This window comes from Pseudomonas sp. RU47 (assembly GCF_004011755.1).
Taxonomy (GTDB): Bacteria; Pseudomonadota; Gammaproteobacteria; order Pseudomonadales; family Pseudomonadaceae; genus Aquipseudomonas.
Genome location: NZ_CP022411.1, coordinates 2,960,041 through 2,973,308, shown reverse-complemented (window position 1 = coordinate 2,973,308; position 13,268 = coordinate 2,960,041). Strand labels below are relative to the sequence as shown.

The window sequence follows — 13,268 nt, the reverse complement described above, 5'->3', positions numbered from 1 at the left end:
AGACCCAGGGTAAACAGCTATCAGCGATTGACGTCCACCACAACCCGTCCGCGAAGTTGCCCGGCGAGCAACTTTGGCGCCGCATCAATGGCCTCACTCAGACCGATTTCATGGCTGATCAATGCCAACAACGAGAAATCCAGATCCTTGGCCAGTCGATCCCACGCTTCCAGACGGCGAGCCTTGGGCTGGGTCACGCTGTTGATGCCGGCCAGGGTCACGCCACGCAAAATGAACGGGGCAACCGAAGCCGGGAAATCCATGCCCTGCGCCAGACCACACGCGGCGACGGTGCCTTCGGAGCGAGTGCTGGCACAGGCATTGGCCAGGGTGTGACTGCCCACCGAGTCGATCACCGCTGCCCAGCGCTCTTTGGCCAGTGGTTTACCGGGCGCTGACAAGGTCGCGCGGTCGATGATTTCGCCAGCGCCCAATTGCTGCAGATATTCATGCTCGCAAACGCGGCCGGTGGATGCGACGACGCGATAGCCGAGCTTGCTCAGCAGTGCTATGGCAAAACTGCCGACGCCGCCATTGGCGCCCGTTACCAGCACTTCACCCTGCTCTGGCGTCACGCCGTTGCGCTCGAGCGCCAGAATGCACAGCATCGCGGTATATCCGGCCGTACCGATGGCCATGGCTTGCGCCGCCGTGAAGGCTTTGGGCAATGGGATCAGCCAGTCGCCATTGAGCCGTGCTTTCTGCGCCAGGCCGCCCCAGTGATTCTCGCCGACGCCCCAACCATTCAGCAGCACCTGATCACCCACTTTATAGTCGGGGTGGGAACTGGCTTCTACGCTGCCCGCCAGGTCGATTCCCGGCACCATCGGAAACTTGCGCACCACCGGACTGCTGCCGGTAATCGCCAAGCCATCCTTGAAGTTCAGCGTGCTGTACGCAACGCCGACGGTGACATCGCCTTCGGGCAATTGCTCTTCGTTGACCTGCTGCAGGTTGGCGCGATAACCGCTGTCGTCTTTGTCGATCACAATGGCGTTGAACATGACTGCCTCGCATGACTGGTTTCGGAATGTCGTGCCCTGAAATACCACATCGCAACACGCTGCCACATTCGACTTTGCGCCAATCGGCAAATCGGCCGGGTATTTCCATGGCGGGCGGCTATGCTTTTTCGACGGTCGTGGTTTCGCCGTTATTCCTTCAGAAATCGGCCTGTCGATGGAGCTGACAATGCCTTACCCGCGCTCGTTACTTGTGATGTTGATGCTGTGTCTGCTGGCGTTCGGCAGTGCCTGGGCAGCACCGGCCGCAGAGGCCCCGAGCGAGCCGACCTGGCCGCAAGGCATCAGCAGCGGCAAAGCGAAACTGACGGTGTATCAGCCGCAACTCGACAGCTGGGACGGTTACACCCTCAACGCTCGCGCGGCCGTTGAAGCCACCGGCGCCGATGGCAAGTCCACCTACGGAATTGTCCAGTTCAGCGCACATACGCTGGTCGACAAGGCTACGCGCTGGGTCGCGCTGGATCAGTACAAAATCATCAAGGCCGACTTCCCGGCCGATGCCACTCAAGCCGACACCTGGGTCGCGGCGCTGCAGAAAGACGCCGAGAACCGCAAGAAAACCATTTCGCTTGATCAGCTCGAAGCTGCAGTCGGCGTACTCTCTGCAGAACAGAAAGCCGACAGCGCGCCGCTGGAAAACACCCCGCCGACGATTATCAGTTCCGACGTACCCGCCCTGCTCGTCTATATCGATGGCGACGCGGCGTACCGACCGGTAGAAGGCACGGCGCTGCAGCGGGTGATCAATACTCGCCCGCTGTTATTGAAAGACGCGCAGGGCAAACATTATCTGCACGTCTTTGATGGCTGGATGGTCGCGGACCAGATCAATGGCGCGTATACCCGCCTGGCCACACCGTTTGCCGAGCTGGAGAAAGCCAAACAGGTCGCCATTCAGAGCCGGCAAGTGGATCTGCTGACTGGGCAAAGCGATCCCAAAGACAAGATTCCAAGCCTGGCCAAACCGCCACAACCGAAGATTTTCATCGTCACCACCCCCACGGAATTACTGGTCACTGACGGCGCAGCGCAATGGACGCCCATTCAGGGCACCGGGTTGCTGTATGTCAGCAATACCACCGGGCACATTTTCAAGGAAATCGGTGACCAGAACAGCTATGTGCTGATCTCTGGGCGCTGGTTTCGCGCCACTGACATGAATGGCCCGTGGACGTTTACCCCCGCAGACAAACTGCCGGCGGACTTCGCCAACATTCCCGACGACAGCCCGAAAGAGAACGTCAAGGCCTCGGTCGCCGGCACGCCGCAAGCCAAGGAAGCGGCCATTGCCGCGACCATTCCACAGACGTCGGCCATCAACAAAAGCGCGGTTAAAATGACCGCGCCGCAGTTCGATGGCGAGCCGCAACTCAAAGCCATCAACACCACACCCCTGCAATACGTGGTCAACAGCGCCACGCCCATCATCCGCGTCGACAACAACAGTTGGTATGCGGTGGAGAACGGTATCTGGTTCACCGCCACCACGGTAAATGGCCCTTGGGTTGTCGCCAGTTCCGTGCCGGCAGTGATCTATTCGATCCCGCCGAGTTCGCCGATGCATTACCTCACCTACGTCAAAGTCTACGAGTCCAGCGGGGACACGGTAGTGGTCGGCTACACGCCGGGGTATCAGGGTTCGAATCTGGATCCGGCCACGGGCGTCGTGGTGTATGGCACCGGTTATCCCTACACACCGTGGGTGGGCAGCGTCTGGTATGGGCCGCCGGTGACTTACGGTTTCGGCGTCGCCATCCGCTATACGCCGTGGACTGGCTGGACCTTTGGTTTCGGCTTTGGCTGGAGCTGGGGCGGCAGCACTGTAGCGATGGGTTGGGGCTGGGGCGCTTACCCGTGGTGGGGCAACTACGGCTGGGGTTACGCCTGGGGTCCGCATCTGTATCCGGCGCCTTTGGCCTGGGGTGGCGCCGCTTACGGTTATCGCGGTGGCGCAGTGGCCTGGGGTCCCGGTGGCTGGGCCGGCACCACCGGCAACATTTATCATCAGTGGGGCGACCGGGCCACGGTCAGCCGCTACGGCGCCGGTTACAACGCCTGGACTGGCAATCGCTGGGCCGGTCAGGTCGGCGCTTCCTACAACTCCCGCACTGGCGTCGCAGCCGCCGGTCAACGGGGCGCCGTGCATAACGTCTACACCGGCAATTACGCAGCCGGACGCAGCGGCGTGGCAGTCGGACCGAACGGTGGCGCAATTGCCGGCGAACGGGTCACCGCCGGCAACGTGCGCAACGGTACGCAGGTCACCGCCAACCGGGGCGCCGTATACAACCCCAACACCGGCAACACCACCCAATATGGCGGCATTCGCGGACGCAACGGCGGCGCTGCACGCGTCGGCGACAACGTTTATGCCGGCCACGACGGCAACGTGTACAAAAAGACCGACAACGGCTGGCAGTCGATGGTCGGCGGCGGCGCGACCCGCAGCGCACCCATCAACAACAATGCGCAGTTGCAGAACCTCAACCGTGACTCCGCTGCGCGCAACTTCGGCAACCAGCGGACCAACAACTTTCACAACTCCTCGCAATTCATGAATCACTCGTTTGGCGGCGGTGGAGGCGGCGGATTTCATCGACGCTGAAAAACTGCACGGGTTGTTCTGAATTTCGAACTGGCTGCGGATCCGGTTTTGCTGTTAAAAACCGGCTCTGCCTTTCACCGTTCGGAGACCAGCCTTCATGAGCCAATGGCCAGACACGCGCATTCTTGACCTGCTCGGCATTGAATTGCCGATCATTCAGGGCCCGATGGCCGGCGCGACGAATTCGTCCATGGTCATCGCCGTGTGCAATGCCGGTGGCCTGGGCTCGATGCCGGCCGCCATGCTGAGCATCGAGCAATTGCGCGAAGAGCTGAAAACCATTCGCCAACACACCGACAAGCCTTTCAACGTGAACTTCTTCTGCCATCAGCCACCGGCGGCCGATGAGCAACGCGCGCGTGAATGGAAGCATCTGCTCGAGCCGTACTACCGCGAACTGGGCGCCGATTTCGACGCACCGACGCCGGTGTCCAATCGGGCGCCGTTCGATGCGGCAGCCTGCGCAGTGCTGGAAGAATTTCGACCTGAGGTCGTGAGCTTTCACTTCGGTCTGCCAGAAAAATCCCTGCTTGATCGGGTCAAGGCTACCGGTGCAAAAATTCTGTCCTCGGCCACCACTGTCGATGAAGCGATCTGGCTGGAACAGCACGGCTGCGACGCGATTATCGCCATGGGCTACGAGGCTGGCGGTCATCGGGGCATGTTTCTCAGTGATGACCTGAGCAGTCAGGTCGGTACGTTTGCCCTGGTGCCTCAAGTGGTCGATGCGGTGAACCTACCGGTGATTGCCGCCGGCGCCATTGCCGATGCGCGAGGCGTGGCGGCGGCGTTCGTTTTGGGAGCGTCGGCGGCACAGGTCGGCACCGCCTATCTGTTCACACCGGAAGCAAAAGTCAGCGCCACTCACCACAAAGCACTGCGTACCGCCAAGGAAAGCGAAACCGCGATCACCAATCTCTTCACCGGACGTCCAGCGCGTGGCATTCTCAACCGCGTCATGCGTGAGGTGGGCCCGATGTCGCCGAAGGCGCCGGCATTTCCCTTGGCCGGCGGTGCATTGATGCCGTTGCGAGCGATCAACGAGGCCGAGTTTGCCAACCTCTGGGCCGGTCAGGCATTCACCCTGGGTCAGGACTTGAGCAGTGCAGAATTGACCCGGCAATTAGCCGAAGGCGCACTGGCAAAACTCACTCGCCAATGACGCCAGGCACAGTGAGGTGTCGAGCGCCCTCACTCTGGTTCTAACCAACACTTCCTGTTTGGCGGCATTTCGCTATATATTTCGCTATATAGCGAACACCCCTCGCATCGGCGCAGTCCATTTCCAACAATAGCTGCCCTCTGCACCTGCCAACCACGGAGCTGTTACATGACCATTCGTGCCTCGCGTTTTGCCCCTAGCTGTCTGGCCTCTTTGCTTGCGGTATTCGCCGTCGGCGCTGTACAGGCCGATGAAGTGCAGGTGGCGGTTGCGGCCAATTTCACCGCGCCGATCCAGGCCATCGCTGCCGATTTCGAAAAAGACACCGGGCATAAACTGGTTGCAGCTTACGGCGCCACTGGCCAGTTCTACACCCAGATCAAGAACGGCGCGCCGTTCGAAGTGTTTCTTTCCGCCGACGGCACCACCCCGGAAAAACTCGAAAAAGAAGGCGACACCGTCAAGGGTTCGCGCTTCACCTATGCCATTGGCACTCTGGCGCTGTGGTCAGCGAAAGAAGGTTATGTCGATGCAAAGGGCGAGGTCTTGAAAAAGAACGAGTACCAGCACCTGTCCATCGCCAACCCGAAAGCCGCGCCATACGGCCTGGCCGCCACGCAAGTGCTGGAAAAGCTCAAACTGACCGAGGCCACCAAAGCCAGGATCGTCGAAGGCCAGAACATCACTCAGGCTTACCAGTTCGTCTCGACCGGCAACGCTGAACTGGGTTTTGTCGCCCTGTCGCAGATCTACAAGGATGGCAAAGTCAGCAGCGGTTCGGCATGGATCGTCCCTGCTGATATGCACGACCCGATCAAACAGGACGCCGTCATTCTGAACAAAGGCAAAGACAATGCCGCCGCCAAGGCACTGGTTGAATACCTCAAAGGACCGAAAGCCGCTGCGGTGATCAAGTCCTACGGTTACCAACTCTAAATGTCGCTGACGAGTGCCGATTTCGCGGCGATCTGGCTGACCCTGAAACTGGCGTCCCTGACCACCGCAATCCTGCTGGTTGTCGGCACTCCGATTGCCCTGTGGCTGTCGCGCACCCGTTCGTGGCTGCGCGGCCCGATCGGGGCGATCGTCGCCCTGCCCCTTGTTTTGCCGCCAACGGTGATCGGTTTCTATCTGCTGCTGATGATGGGCCCGCACGGCTTTCTCGGCCAGTTCACCCAATGGCTGGGCCTGGGCACCCTGACCTTTAGCTTCACCGGACTGGTGATCGGTTCGGTGATCTATTCCATGCCGTTCGTGGTGCAACCGTTGCAAAACGCCTTTTCGGCGATCGGCACCCGTCCACTGGAAGTGGCCGCGACCTTGCGCGCCAATCCGTGGGACACTTTTTTCAGCGTGATTGTGCCGCTGGCCCGCCCCGGTTTTATCACGGCGGCGATCCTCGGCTTCGCGCATACCGTCGGTGAGTTCGGCGTGGTGCTGATGATCGGCGGCAACATTCCCGACAAGACCCGCGTGGTTTCCGTGCAAATCTACGACCACGTCGAAGCGATGGAATACGCACAGGCGCACTGGCTGGCCGGGGCGATGCTGGTGTTCTCGTTTCTGGTGTTGCTGGCGCTGTACTCCAGCCGCAAGACCCGCGCAGGCTGGAGCTGATCGATGATCGATGTACGTTTGAACAGGGTCTATTCGGGTTTCAGCCTCGATGTCGACCTGAACCTGCCGGGTCGTGGCGTGACCGCGCTTTATGGGCACTCGGGCTCCGGCAAAACCACCTGCCTGCGCTGTATCGCCGGGCTTGAGCGCGCCGAAAAAGGATTCGTTCAGATCAATGACGAAGTCTGGCAGGACAGCGAAAATGGCATTTTCGTCCCACCCCATAAACGTGCGCTCGGCTACGTGTTTCAAGAGGCCAGCCTGTTCCCGCATCTGTCGGTGCTGGCCAATCTGCAATTCGGCCTCAAGCGCATCGCCAAGTCCCAGCGCCGGGTCGACATGGCGCAGGCCACCGAACTGTTGGGCATCGGTCATTTGCTCGAACGCCATCCGCAACATTTGTCGGGCGGCGAACGCCAGCGTGTCGGTATCGCCCGAGCGTTACTCACCAGCCCGAAACTGTTGCTGATGGATGAGCCACTGGCGGCGCTCGACAGTCAGCGCAAACGTGAAATCCTGCCGTACCTGCAACGCCTGCATGACGAACTGGACATTCCCCTGCTGTACGTCAGCCATGCGCAGGATGAAGTCGCACGGCTGGCCGACCATCTGGTGCTGCTCAGCGAAGGCAGAGCGCTGGCCAGCGGCCCGATTGGCGAAACCCTCGCACGTCTGGATCTGCCGATGGCGATGGGCGATGACGCCGGCGTGATCATTGAAGGTCAGGTCAGCGCTTACGACGCCGCATATCAATTGCTGAGCCTGCAGCTACCGGCCACCGAGATGAGCATTCGCGTCACCCACGCGCCGATGGCACTGGGCCAGGCCTTGCGCTGCAAAGTGCACGCCCGGGACATCAGCCTGACCCTGCAGAACAGCGAGGCCAGCAGCATTCTCAATCGACTGCCGGTGACGGTGGTCAGCGAGCAATCGGCCGACAACACCGCCCACGTGCTGATTCGTCTCGATGCTGGCGGCACCCCGCTGCTCGCGCGCATCACGCGCTATTCCAGAGATCAGTTGGGTGTGCACCCGGGCCAGCAATTGTGGGCGCAGATCAAAGCAGTTGCGGTCCTCGCTTAAATCATTCGGCACCACGGCAGCGGCATGCGGTCAATCCTTTTACAGACCGCCGCGCCACCGAAGGAAACCGCCATGCCCGACACCGCGCTGACCGTAGAACTGCCAGCCGATCTGCATTACGTCGATGACACCCAGCCCGGTATCACCCGCAAAAAACTGCGCGGCAAGTTCAGCTATTTCGAACCGTCGGGCGAGCGCATCAGCGACCCTGACGAAATCAAACGCATCAACGCGCTCGCCGTGCCGCCGGCCTATACCAATGTGTGGATCTGCGCCGATCCACGCGGCCACTTGCAAGCCACCGGCCGTGATGCCCGTGGCCGCAAGCAATATCGGTATCACGCGCGCTGGCGCGAAGTGCGCGATGCCGACAAGTATTCGCGGCTGCGCGAGTTCGGTCTTGCGCTGCCAAAGTTGCGCCAACAACTGGAGGCGTTGTTGGCCGCGCCCGGCTTCAGTCGCGACAAGGTCATGGCCACGGTGATCACCCTGCTCGACGCCACACTGATTCGCGTCGGCAATACACAATACGCCCGCGACAACCGCTCCTATGGCCTGACCACCCTGCGCAGTCGACATGTCGAGGTCAACGGCAGCGCGATCCTGTTCCAGTTTCGCGGCAAGAGTGGCATCGAACATCAGATCACCGTCAAGGACCGGCGCCTGGCGCGCATCATCAAGCGTTGTCTGGAGATTCCCGGGCAGAACCTGTTCCAGTATCTGGATGAAAACGGCGAGCGCCACACCGTCAGTTCCTCCGACGTCAACGCCTACCTGCAGACCCTCACCGGCGCCGATTTCACCGCCAAGGATTACCGCACCTGGGCCGGTAGTGCTTTGGCCCTGGCGGTGTTGCGTGAGTTGCAATGGGCATCCGAGACGGAAGCCAAACGGCATGTGGTGGAGATGGTCAAAGGCGTCGCCAAGCAACTCGGCAACACCCCGGCGGTTTGCCGAAAGTGCTACATCCACCCTGCCGTGGTGGAAAAATTCATGCTCGGCGCGCTTGCAGAACTGCCGCGTCCGCGCGTACGCAAGGGCTTGCGGGCCGAGGAAGTCGCATTGGCAATGTTTCTCGAGCGAATGAGCGAAATGACCGACGCACCTTGATCCACTGCGCAGCGTCATCTAGGCTAGCGACCTTCCCCTCCTCCGGATGACCGCAGAAGTGAACAACTCAGCCTTCTAAAAATGCAATCGCGACACGCCGCTCTCGGCGCTTGTCAGTTTTCACGACATTTTTGGAGGTGCCGATGACTCACGTCTCGCGTACAGCCGCACTCGTTTCCCTGAATCAACTGGGTTTTCAGTTCGCCAGTGGCGTAACGCTGTTCGAAGCCCTGAACCTGAGTTTCGATGGTCAACCGACCGCTATCGTCGGGCGCAATGGCGTCGGTAAAAGTGTGCTCGCACGCTTGATTGCCGGGCAGTTGCAGCCTGATTTCGGCAGCGTGGCACGTTCAGCGTCCGCGCACTATGTCGCGCAAACCTTCGTCACCACACGTGGACAAACCGTAGCTGACGCGACAGGAACAGCCCCGGTGACCGGCGCACTGGAACGACTTAAACAGGGTCGTGCAACAGCCGAAGATTTCGACCTTATCGACGAACGCTGGGATCTGGCAGAACGCTTGCGTCAAATGCTTGATGAGGCTGGGCTGACCGATATCACCGCGACGGATCTGACCGAACATCTCAGCGGCGGCCAGCAAGCCAAGATTGCCTTGATCGGTGCGCTGCTGAGTCAGGCGCAATTGCTCGTCCTCGACGAACCCACCAATCACCTCGACACTGCCGGTCGACAGTGGCTGATGAGCTCGCTCGACCGCTGGCGTGGCGGACTGATCGTCGTCAGTCATGACCGGCAATTGCTGGAGCAGATGCAGCGAATCGTCGAACTGACGCCGCTGGGGGCTACAGTTTTCAGCGGCAGATTTTCGGAGTTCACCGAGCAACGCCGAATACATCAACAAGCAGCGCAGGCACAACTCGATCAGGCCCGCATCGAACGTCAGCGCGAACGTACGCGACTGCAACGCGAGCACGACACCATTCAGCGCCATGCAGCCGGCAGCCGTCGCAACGCACAAACCGCTAACGTCTCTGGCTTCGAACGGGCTGCGCTGAAAGCGGCCGCGCGAGACATCATGGGCTACGCAAAGGTCGGCCATCAGGCACGCAAATCCGATCTGGATGAGCGCGTGCGTAAGGCGTACGAAAACGTATTGCCGGACGACGGCGTGCTGATCAATCTGCCGGGCAGTGCGGTTCCCGACAATCGTCGAGTGTGCACACTGATCGACGCGTGCCTGCCATGGTTGCCGGCAGATGCGCCCTCCACCCGGCTTGACCTCACCATTCAGGGACCGCTGCGCATCGCAGTCAGCGGTCACAACGGTTGTGGCAAATCGACGCTGTTGAAATTGCTGGCGGGTGAATGGACGCCATCAAGTGGCGAGTGCATCACGCATGTGCCTTTTGCCTTCCTCGATCAACAGCTGAAACTGCTGGATGACCACACTTCCATTGTCGATCAATTACAGGCCCAGCAAACGCCCCTGAGCGAAGGCACGTTGCGCAGTTACCTCGCGCAATTACAACTGGACGCACAGCGCGCCACGCGGCCATGCGCCTCGCTCAGTGGCGGCGAACGCTTGAAAGCTGCCCTCGCGTTGGCGCTGTGGCGCCAGACACCCGCACAATTGCTGCTGCTGGATGAGCCCACCAACCATCTGGATCTGCCGTCGGTGCAAGCTTTCGAACTCGCCTTGCAGACATTTCCCGGGGCGATTGTTGCGGTTTCCCACGATCAGGCGTTTCTGCGCGCGTTAAACCCGAGCCATCATTTGACTTGGCACCGCGAAGGCTGGCGCTGGCAACCGACGAGCTGAGCTGGGTATTTTTTGCACGATCGCCGAGGGCTTCTATAGTTGATCTGACACGAATCAGCTGCGGTGACGCCATGGAAGACATTTTCGTCGTGAAGCGTTGCAACAAGATCATCATTCACGGTCGACGCGCCGGTGACAGCCAGCATGATCCAGCCGAAGCGCAAAGCTGGTTTCGCATCTGCGACACGCGTACTAGCGGCTTCATCGGCGATGGCTACGACGCGGAAGAGGACGCACGACGTGAATGCAAACGCCTCAACGCAGCCAGTACCCTATCACCGGCCCGCCAGTCTTCAGTCTGATGCCGATCAGAAGCGGGTCTATACTGAAACCAGTTGAAGGAGCAGCACCCCACGGCAGAAGGCTCGCAACACGCGGGCTTTTTGCTGCAGCTCAGGTTTCATAGAACGGAGGTGTTCCATGTCCGAAAAAGAGTCCATCACCACCCTCCTCACCCTGCTCGACGCCCGGCAAGCGCGCCTCGCGGCCGCCTGCAAAGAGATTGCCGACTGGGTCGACCACCAAGGCGGACACCCGACCGCCCTGCGCATCCGTGACCGGCTCAACGATATCGAGAAGGATGCTCCGCTGATTCGCAATACGCTGTCGGCGCTAAAACCTGTAGATCGGCCATTGCCTCGGTTCAGATGACAGCGACTTCGCCAAGGTCTCAGGAATTTGCCTCACAAGCGGTGACACACAGGTCACCGCGTATTTGCCTGCCCGAAATGTTTATTCTCCCCCGCGATTGCGTTTTCACATAACGATCACATCTGCGCGTCTACAGTGAAATCACTCCTTTGCAAAACACCCTCACACCCGCCCGCATGCGGGTGTTTTTTTGCCTGCGCCCCAGCGCCGAACGGTGTGGTCCGTGAGTTGTCAAAATCAATACACGTCACACAGGAGACGGTTTATGGTTATCCATTTCAACGTCGACGGGCATCTGGCCTGTGGGCACAAAGGCAAACAGCTTTCGGCAAGCCGTGAACTCAATCGCGTCAAGTGCCGCAGCTGCCGCAATACCGATGCCTACAAGCAGGCACGAAAGGATCAGCGCAACGCGGCCCGCCGAATGTCTCGTCAAGGCAAAGCCACGCACAGTGCAACAGACTGGCGCGCAGAATGGATCGATCGCCTGACAGCAATGGCCGGACTTCAGCGCCTGCCTCGCGGCTTTAGTGGCCAGGCATTTGTTTAGCGCTTAGTAAAAAGCAGGCACAAAAAAGGCCTGCATGAGAAAACTCATGCAGGCCTTTTATATTTTCGCCCCCTGCAGGGCGAACTGAAACACTTGGCTCTCTCCTGATGGTCGGAGCGCTGGCCGGCAAATGGTGGAGAGCAGTCCCCTACGGCAGCCTGATCAGGAACGGGGAATCCTCCTCCACTCAAAACCAACTCAGCAGGCGAAGTATCCTTGCGAATGTTCGTTCACCGGTGAAACACGCCAACATCAAGCCGCCGCCCATGACAGTGAAAAGAACTCCACCCACGCCCTCGATTGCAATCAGAAATACTCCCAATGCGAGGATTGCGGCACCCAGTGAACAGAGTACCTTGCGACTCTGCTTCTGCTCGGGATAACGGCTGAACATTCATTGCCCCCCAGTAACTGACACTTGGGACAACTGTAGACCAGTCGCGACCGCTCAATATCGCGACCTGTCATTAGGTAAGGATGTCATGCAGACCAGGGAATGCGGACCAACATCAAAATAGCGGACCGGAAACAAACAAGGGTTTGCATCAGCTTTCGCCCGCAAACCCTTGATTCAAGATGGTGCCCGAAGCCGGAATCGAACCGGCACGCCCTTACGAGCGGGGGATTTTAAGTCCCATGCGTCTACCAGTTTCGCCATTCGGGCGGTAGCGCGGTGCTGCAGTCTTCCGCTGCAAAGCAGCAATCCTTGAAGGATCCAACCTTGAACAGCAGAGCGGGAAATATATACATCACTTCCCGGTGAAGCAAGTTCGCAATGGCCGTTTTTCAAGACTAAATCTTGCAGCGCAATGCAAATAAAAAAGCTCCGTAAATCATGGATCTACGGAGCTTGTTTATAGTGGAGGCCGAGGTCGGAATCGAACCGGCGTAGGTGGATTTGCAATCCACTGCATAACCATTTTGCTACTCGGCCTCAAAACATTTGTTATCAGTAGCACAACAACAAATGCGTTTTAAACTTGGAGCGGGAAACGAGACTCGAACTCGCGACCCCGACCTTGGCAAGGTCGTGCTCTACCAACTGAGCTATTCCCGCTTGGTGATGCGCATTCTATAGAATTAAGAAGCTCCGTCAACCCCTTGATTCAAAAAAGTTTTATTTCTTTTCAACATCCGTCTTCAGGTGCGGCCAGGCAGCGCGAAGGTACTGCACCATCGACCACAACGTCAGGCCGGCGGAGACCATCAGCAAGGCATAACCCAAGATTACCCAGAAACTGAAGTCCTTCGGGTTGGCCAGCAGAATCACCAGCGCGAGCATCTGCGCTGCGGTTTTCCATTTGCCGAGATTGGAAACGGCTACGTGGGCGCGGGCGCCGAGTTCGGCCATCCACTCACGCAAGGCCGACACTACAATCTCGCGACCGATGATGACAGCCGCTGGCAAGGTGAGCCAGAGATTGCCATGTTCCTGGACCAGAAGCACCAGCGCCACTGCGACCATGAGTTTGTCAGCAACCGGATCGAGAAACGCTCCGAACGGAGTGCTTTGCTCCAGACGGCGGGCCAGATAACCATCCAGCCAGTCAGTCGCTGCGGCAAAGGCAAACACCGAAGCGGACGCCATGTAACTCCACTGATAAGGCAGATAGAACAGCAAAATGAAGATCGGGATAAGCAGGACGCGTAGAACGGTAATCAGATTAGGGATATTCATCGGCAC

General features: G+C 59.3%; 13 protein-coding genes and 3 tRNA genes. 10 read left to right on the top strand and 6 right to left on the bottom strand.

Annotated elements, in window-relative coordinates; genetic code table 11:
- Window positions 1-20 precede the first annotated feature (20 nt).
- Window positions 21-1,004 (bottom strand): acrylyl-CoA reductase (NADPH), encoded by a 984-nt coding sequence (gene acuI / locus CCX46_RS13485; protein WP_127927174.1) that lies wholly within the window; start codon window positions 1,002-1,004, stop codon window positions 21-23.
- Window positions 1,005-1,191: 187 nt separating this feature from the next.
- Here acuI and CCX46_RS13480 point away from each other — a divergent pair, with 187 nt between their 5' ends.
- From CCX46_RS13480 to CCX46_RS13435, 10 genes are all read left to right on the top strand, one after another.
- Window positions 1,192-3,630 carry an autotransporter gene (locus tag CCX46_RS13480; protein ID WP_127927172.1) on the top strand — a complete coding sequence of 813 codons (2,439 nt, stop codon included), beginning with the start codon at window positions 1,192-1,194 and terminating at the stop codon, window positions 3,628-3,630.
- A 97-nt stretch (window positions 3,631-3,727) separates the two neighbouring features.
- Entirely contained in the window at window positions 3,728-4,792 is a 1,065-nt protein-coding gene (locus CCX46_RS13475) for an NAD(P)H-dependent flavin oxidoreductase (RefSeq protein ID WP_127927171.1), read from the top strand.
- Between the two features lie 168 nt (window positions 4,793-4,960).
- Entirely contained in the window at window positions 4,961-5,728 is a 768-nt protein-coding gene (modA, locus tag CCX46_RS13470; RefSeq protein ID WP_127927169.1) for a molybdate ABC transporter substrate-binding protein, read from the top strand.
- The gene (modB, locus tag CCX46_RS13465) at window positions 5,729-6,409 is read left to right on the top strand and encodes a molybdate ABC transporter permease subunit (protein ID WP_007912267.1); all 681 of its coding nucleotides are present in this window, start codon (window positions 5,729-5,731) and stop codon (window positions 6,407-6,409) included.
- A gap of 3 nt (window positions 6,410-6,412) precedes the next feature.
- Window positions 6,413-7,492, top strand: coding sequence for a molybdenum ABC transporter ATP-binding protein (modC, locus tag CCX46_RS13460; RefSeq protein WP_127927167.1), 1,080 nt, complete (start codon window positions 6,413-6,415; stop codon window positions 7,490-7,492).
- 72 nt (window positions 7,493-7,564) lie between these two features.
- The gene (locus CCX46_RS13455; protein WP_127930387.1) at window positions 7,565-8,602 is read left to right on the top strand and encodes a DNA topoisomerase IB; all 1,038 of its coding nucleotides are present in this window, start codon (window positions 7,565-7,567) and stop codon (window positions 8,600-8,602) included.
- Window positions 8,603-8,745: 143 nt separating this feature from the next.
- Window positions 8,746-10,383 (top strand): ATP-binding cassette domain-containing protein, encoded by a 1,638-nt coding sequence (locus CCX46_RS13450; RefSeq protein WP_127927165.1) that lies wholly within the window; start codon window positions 8,746-8,748, stop codon window positions 10,381-10,383.
- Between the two features lie 71 nt (window positions 10,384-10,454).
- Entirely contained in the window at window positions 10,455-10,685 is a 231-nt protein-coding gene (locus CCX46_RS13445) for a hypothetical protein (protein ID WP_127927163.1), read from the top strand.
- A gap of 118 nt (window positions 10,686-10,803) precedes the next feature.
- Window positions 10,804-11,034 carry a hypothetical protein gene (locus CCX46_RS13440; protein WP_008082703.1) on the top strand — a complete coding sequence of 77 codons (231 nt, stop codon included), beginning with the start codon at window positions 10,804-10,806 and terminating at the stop codon, window positions 11,032-11,034.
- Window positions 11,035-11,299: 265 nt separating this feature from the next.
- Window positions 11,300-11,584: a hypothetical protein gene (locus tag CCX46_RS13435; RefSeq protein ID WP_127927161.1), complete on the top strand. Its 285-nt coding sequence runs from the start codon at window positions 11,300-11,302 to the stop codon at window positions 11,582-11,584.
- Window positions 11,585-11,771: 187 nt separating this feature from the next.
- Here CCX46_RS13435 and CCX46_RS13430 read toward each other — a convergent pair whose 3' ends face one another.
- The 5 genes from CCX46_RS13430 to pgsA form a co-directional block, all read right to left on the bottom strand.
- Window positions 11,772-11,978 (bottom strand): hypothetical protein, encoded by a 207-nt coding sequence (locus CCX46_RS13430; RefSeq protein ID WP_127927159.1) that lies wholly within the window; start codon window positions 11,976-11,978, stop codon window positions 11,772-11,774.
- 183 nt (window positions 11,979-12,161) lie between these two features.
- Window positions 12,162-12,248, bottom strand: a tRNA-Leu gene (locus CCX46_RS13425).
- A gap of 196 nt (window positions 12,249-12,444) precedes the next feature.
- A tRNA-Cys gene (locus CCX46_RS13420) sits at window positions 12,445-12,518 on the bottom strand.
- 47 nt (window positions 12,519-12,565) lie between these two features.
- Window positions 12,566-12,641 (bottom strand) — tRNA-Gly (locus CCX46_RS13415).
- 60 nt (window positions 12,642-12,701) lie between these two features.
- Window positions 12,702-13,262 carry a CDP-diacylglycerol--glycerol-3-phosphate 3-phosphatidyltransferase gene (pgsA, locus tag CCX46_RS13410; RefSeq protein ID WP_007950102.1) on the bottom strand — a complete coding sequence of 187 codons (561 nt, stop codon included), beginning with the start codon at window positions 13,260-13,262 and terminating at the stop codon, window positions 12,702-12,704.
- Window positions 13,263-13,268 lie beyond the last annotated feature (6 nt).

Coding starts and splice junctions, on each gene's coding strand:
- modB (WP_007912267.1), top strand. CDS start 5,729: ATGTCGCTGACGAGTGCCGATTTCGCGGCGATCTGGCTGACCCTGAAA.
- CCX46_RS13450 (WP_127927165.1), top strand. CDS start 8,746: ATGACTCACGTCTCGCGTACAGCCGCACTCGTTTCCCTGAATCAACTG.
- CCX46_RS13430 (WP_127927159.1), bottom strand. CDS start 11,978: ATGTTCAGCCGTTATCCCGAGCAGAAGCAGAGTCGCAAGGTACTCTGT.
- CCX46_RS13445 (WP_127927163.1), top strand. CDS start 10,455: ATGGAAGACATTTTCGTCGTGAAGCGTTGCAACAAGATCATCATTCAC.
- CCX46_RS13455 (WP_127930387.1), top strand. CDS start 7,565: ATGCCCGACACCGCGCTGACCGTAGAACTGCCAGCCGATCTGCATTAC.
- modA (WP_127927169.1), top strand. CDS start 4,961: ATGACCATTCGTGCCTCGCGTTTTGCCCCTAGCTGTCTGGCCTCTTTG.
- CCX46_RS13480 (WP_127927172.1), top strand. CDS start 1,192: ATGCCTTACCCGCGCTCGTTACTTGTGATGTTGATGCTGTGTCTGCTG.
- acuI (WP_127927174.1), bottom strand. CDS start 1,004: ATGTTCAACGCCATTGTGATCGACAAAGACGACAGCGGTTATCGCGCC.
- CCX46_RS13435 (WP_127927161.1), top strand. CDS start 11,300: ATGGTTATCCATTTCAACGTCGACGGGCATCTGGCCTGTGGGCACAAA.
- pgsA (WP_007950102.1), bottom strand. CDS start 13,262: ATGAATATCCCTAATCTGATTACCGTTCTACGCGTCCTGCTTATCCCG.
- modC (WP_127927167.1), top strand. CDS start 6,413: ATGATCGATGTACGTTTGAACAGGGTCTATTCGGGTTTCAGCCTCGAT.
- CCX46_RS13475 (WP_127927171.1), top strand. CDS start 3,728: ATGAGCCAATGGCCAGACACGCGCATTCTTGACCTGCTCGGCATTGAA.
- CCX46_RS13440 (WP_008082703.1), top strand. CDS start 10,804: ATGTCCGAAAAAGAGTCCATCACCACCCTCCTCACCCTGCTCGACGCC.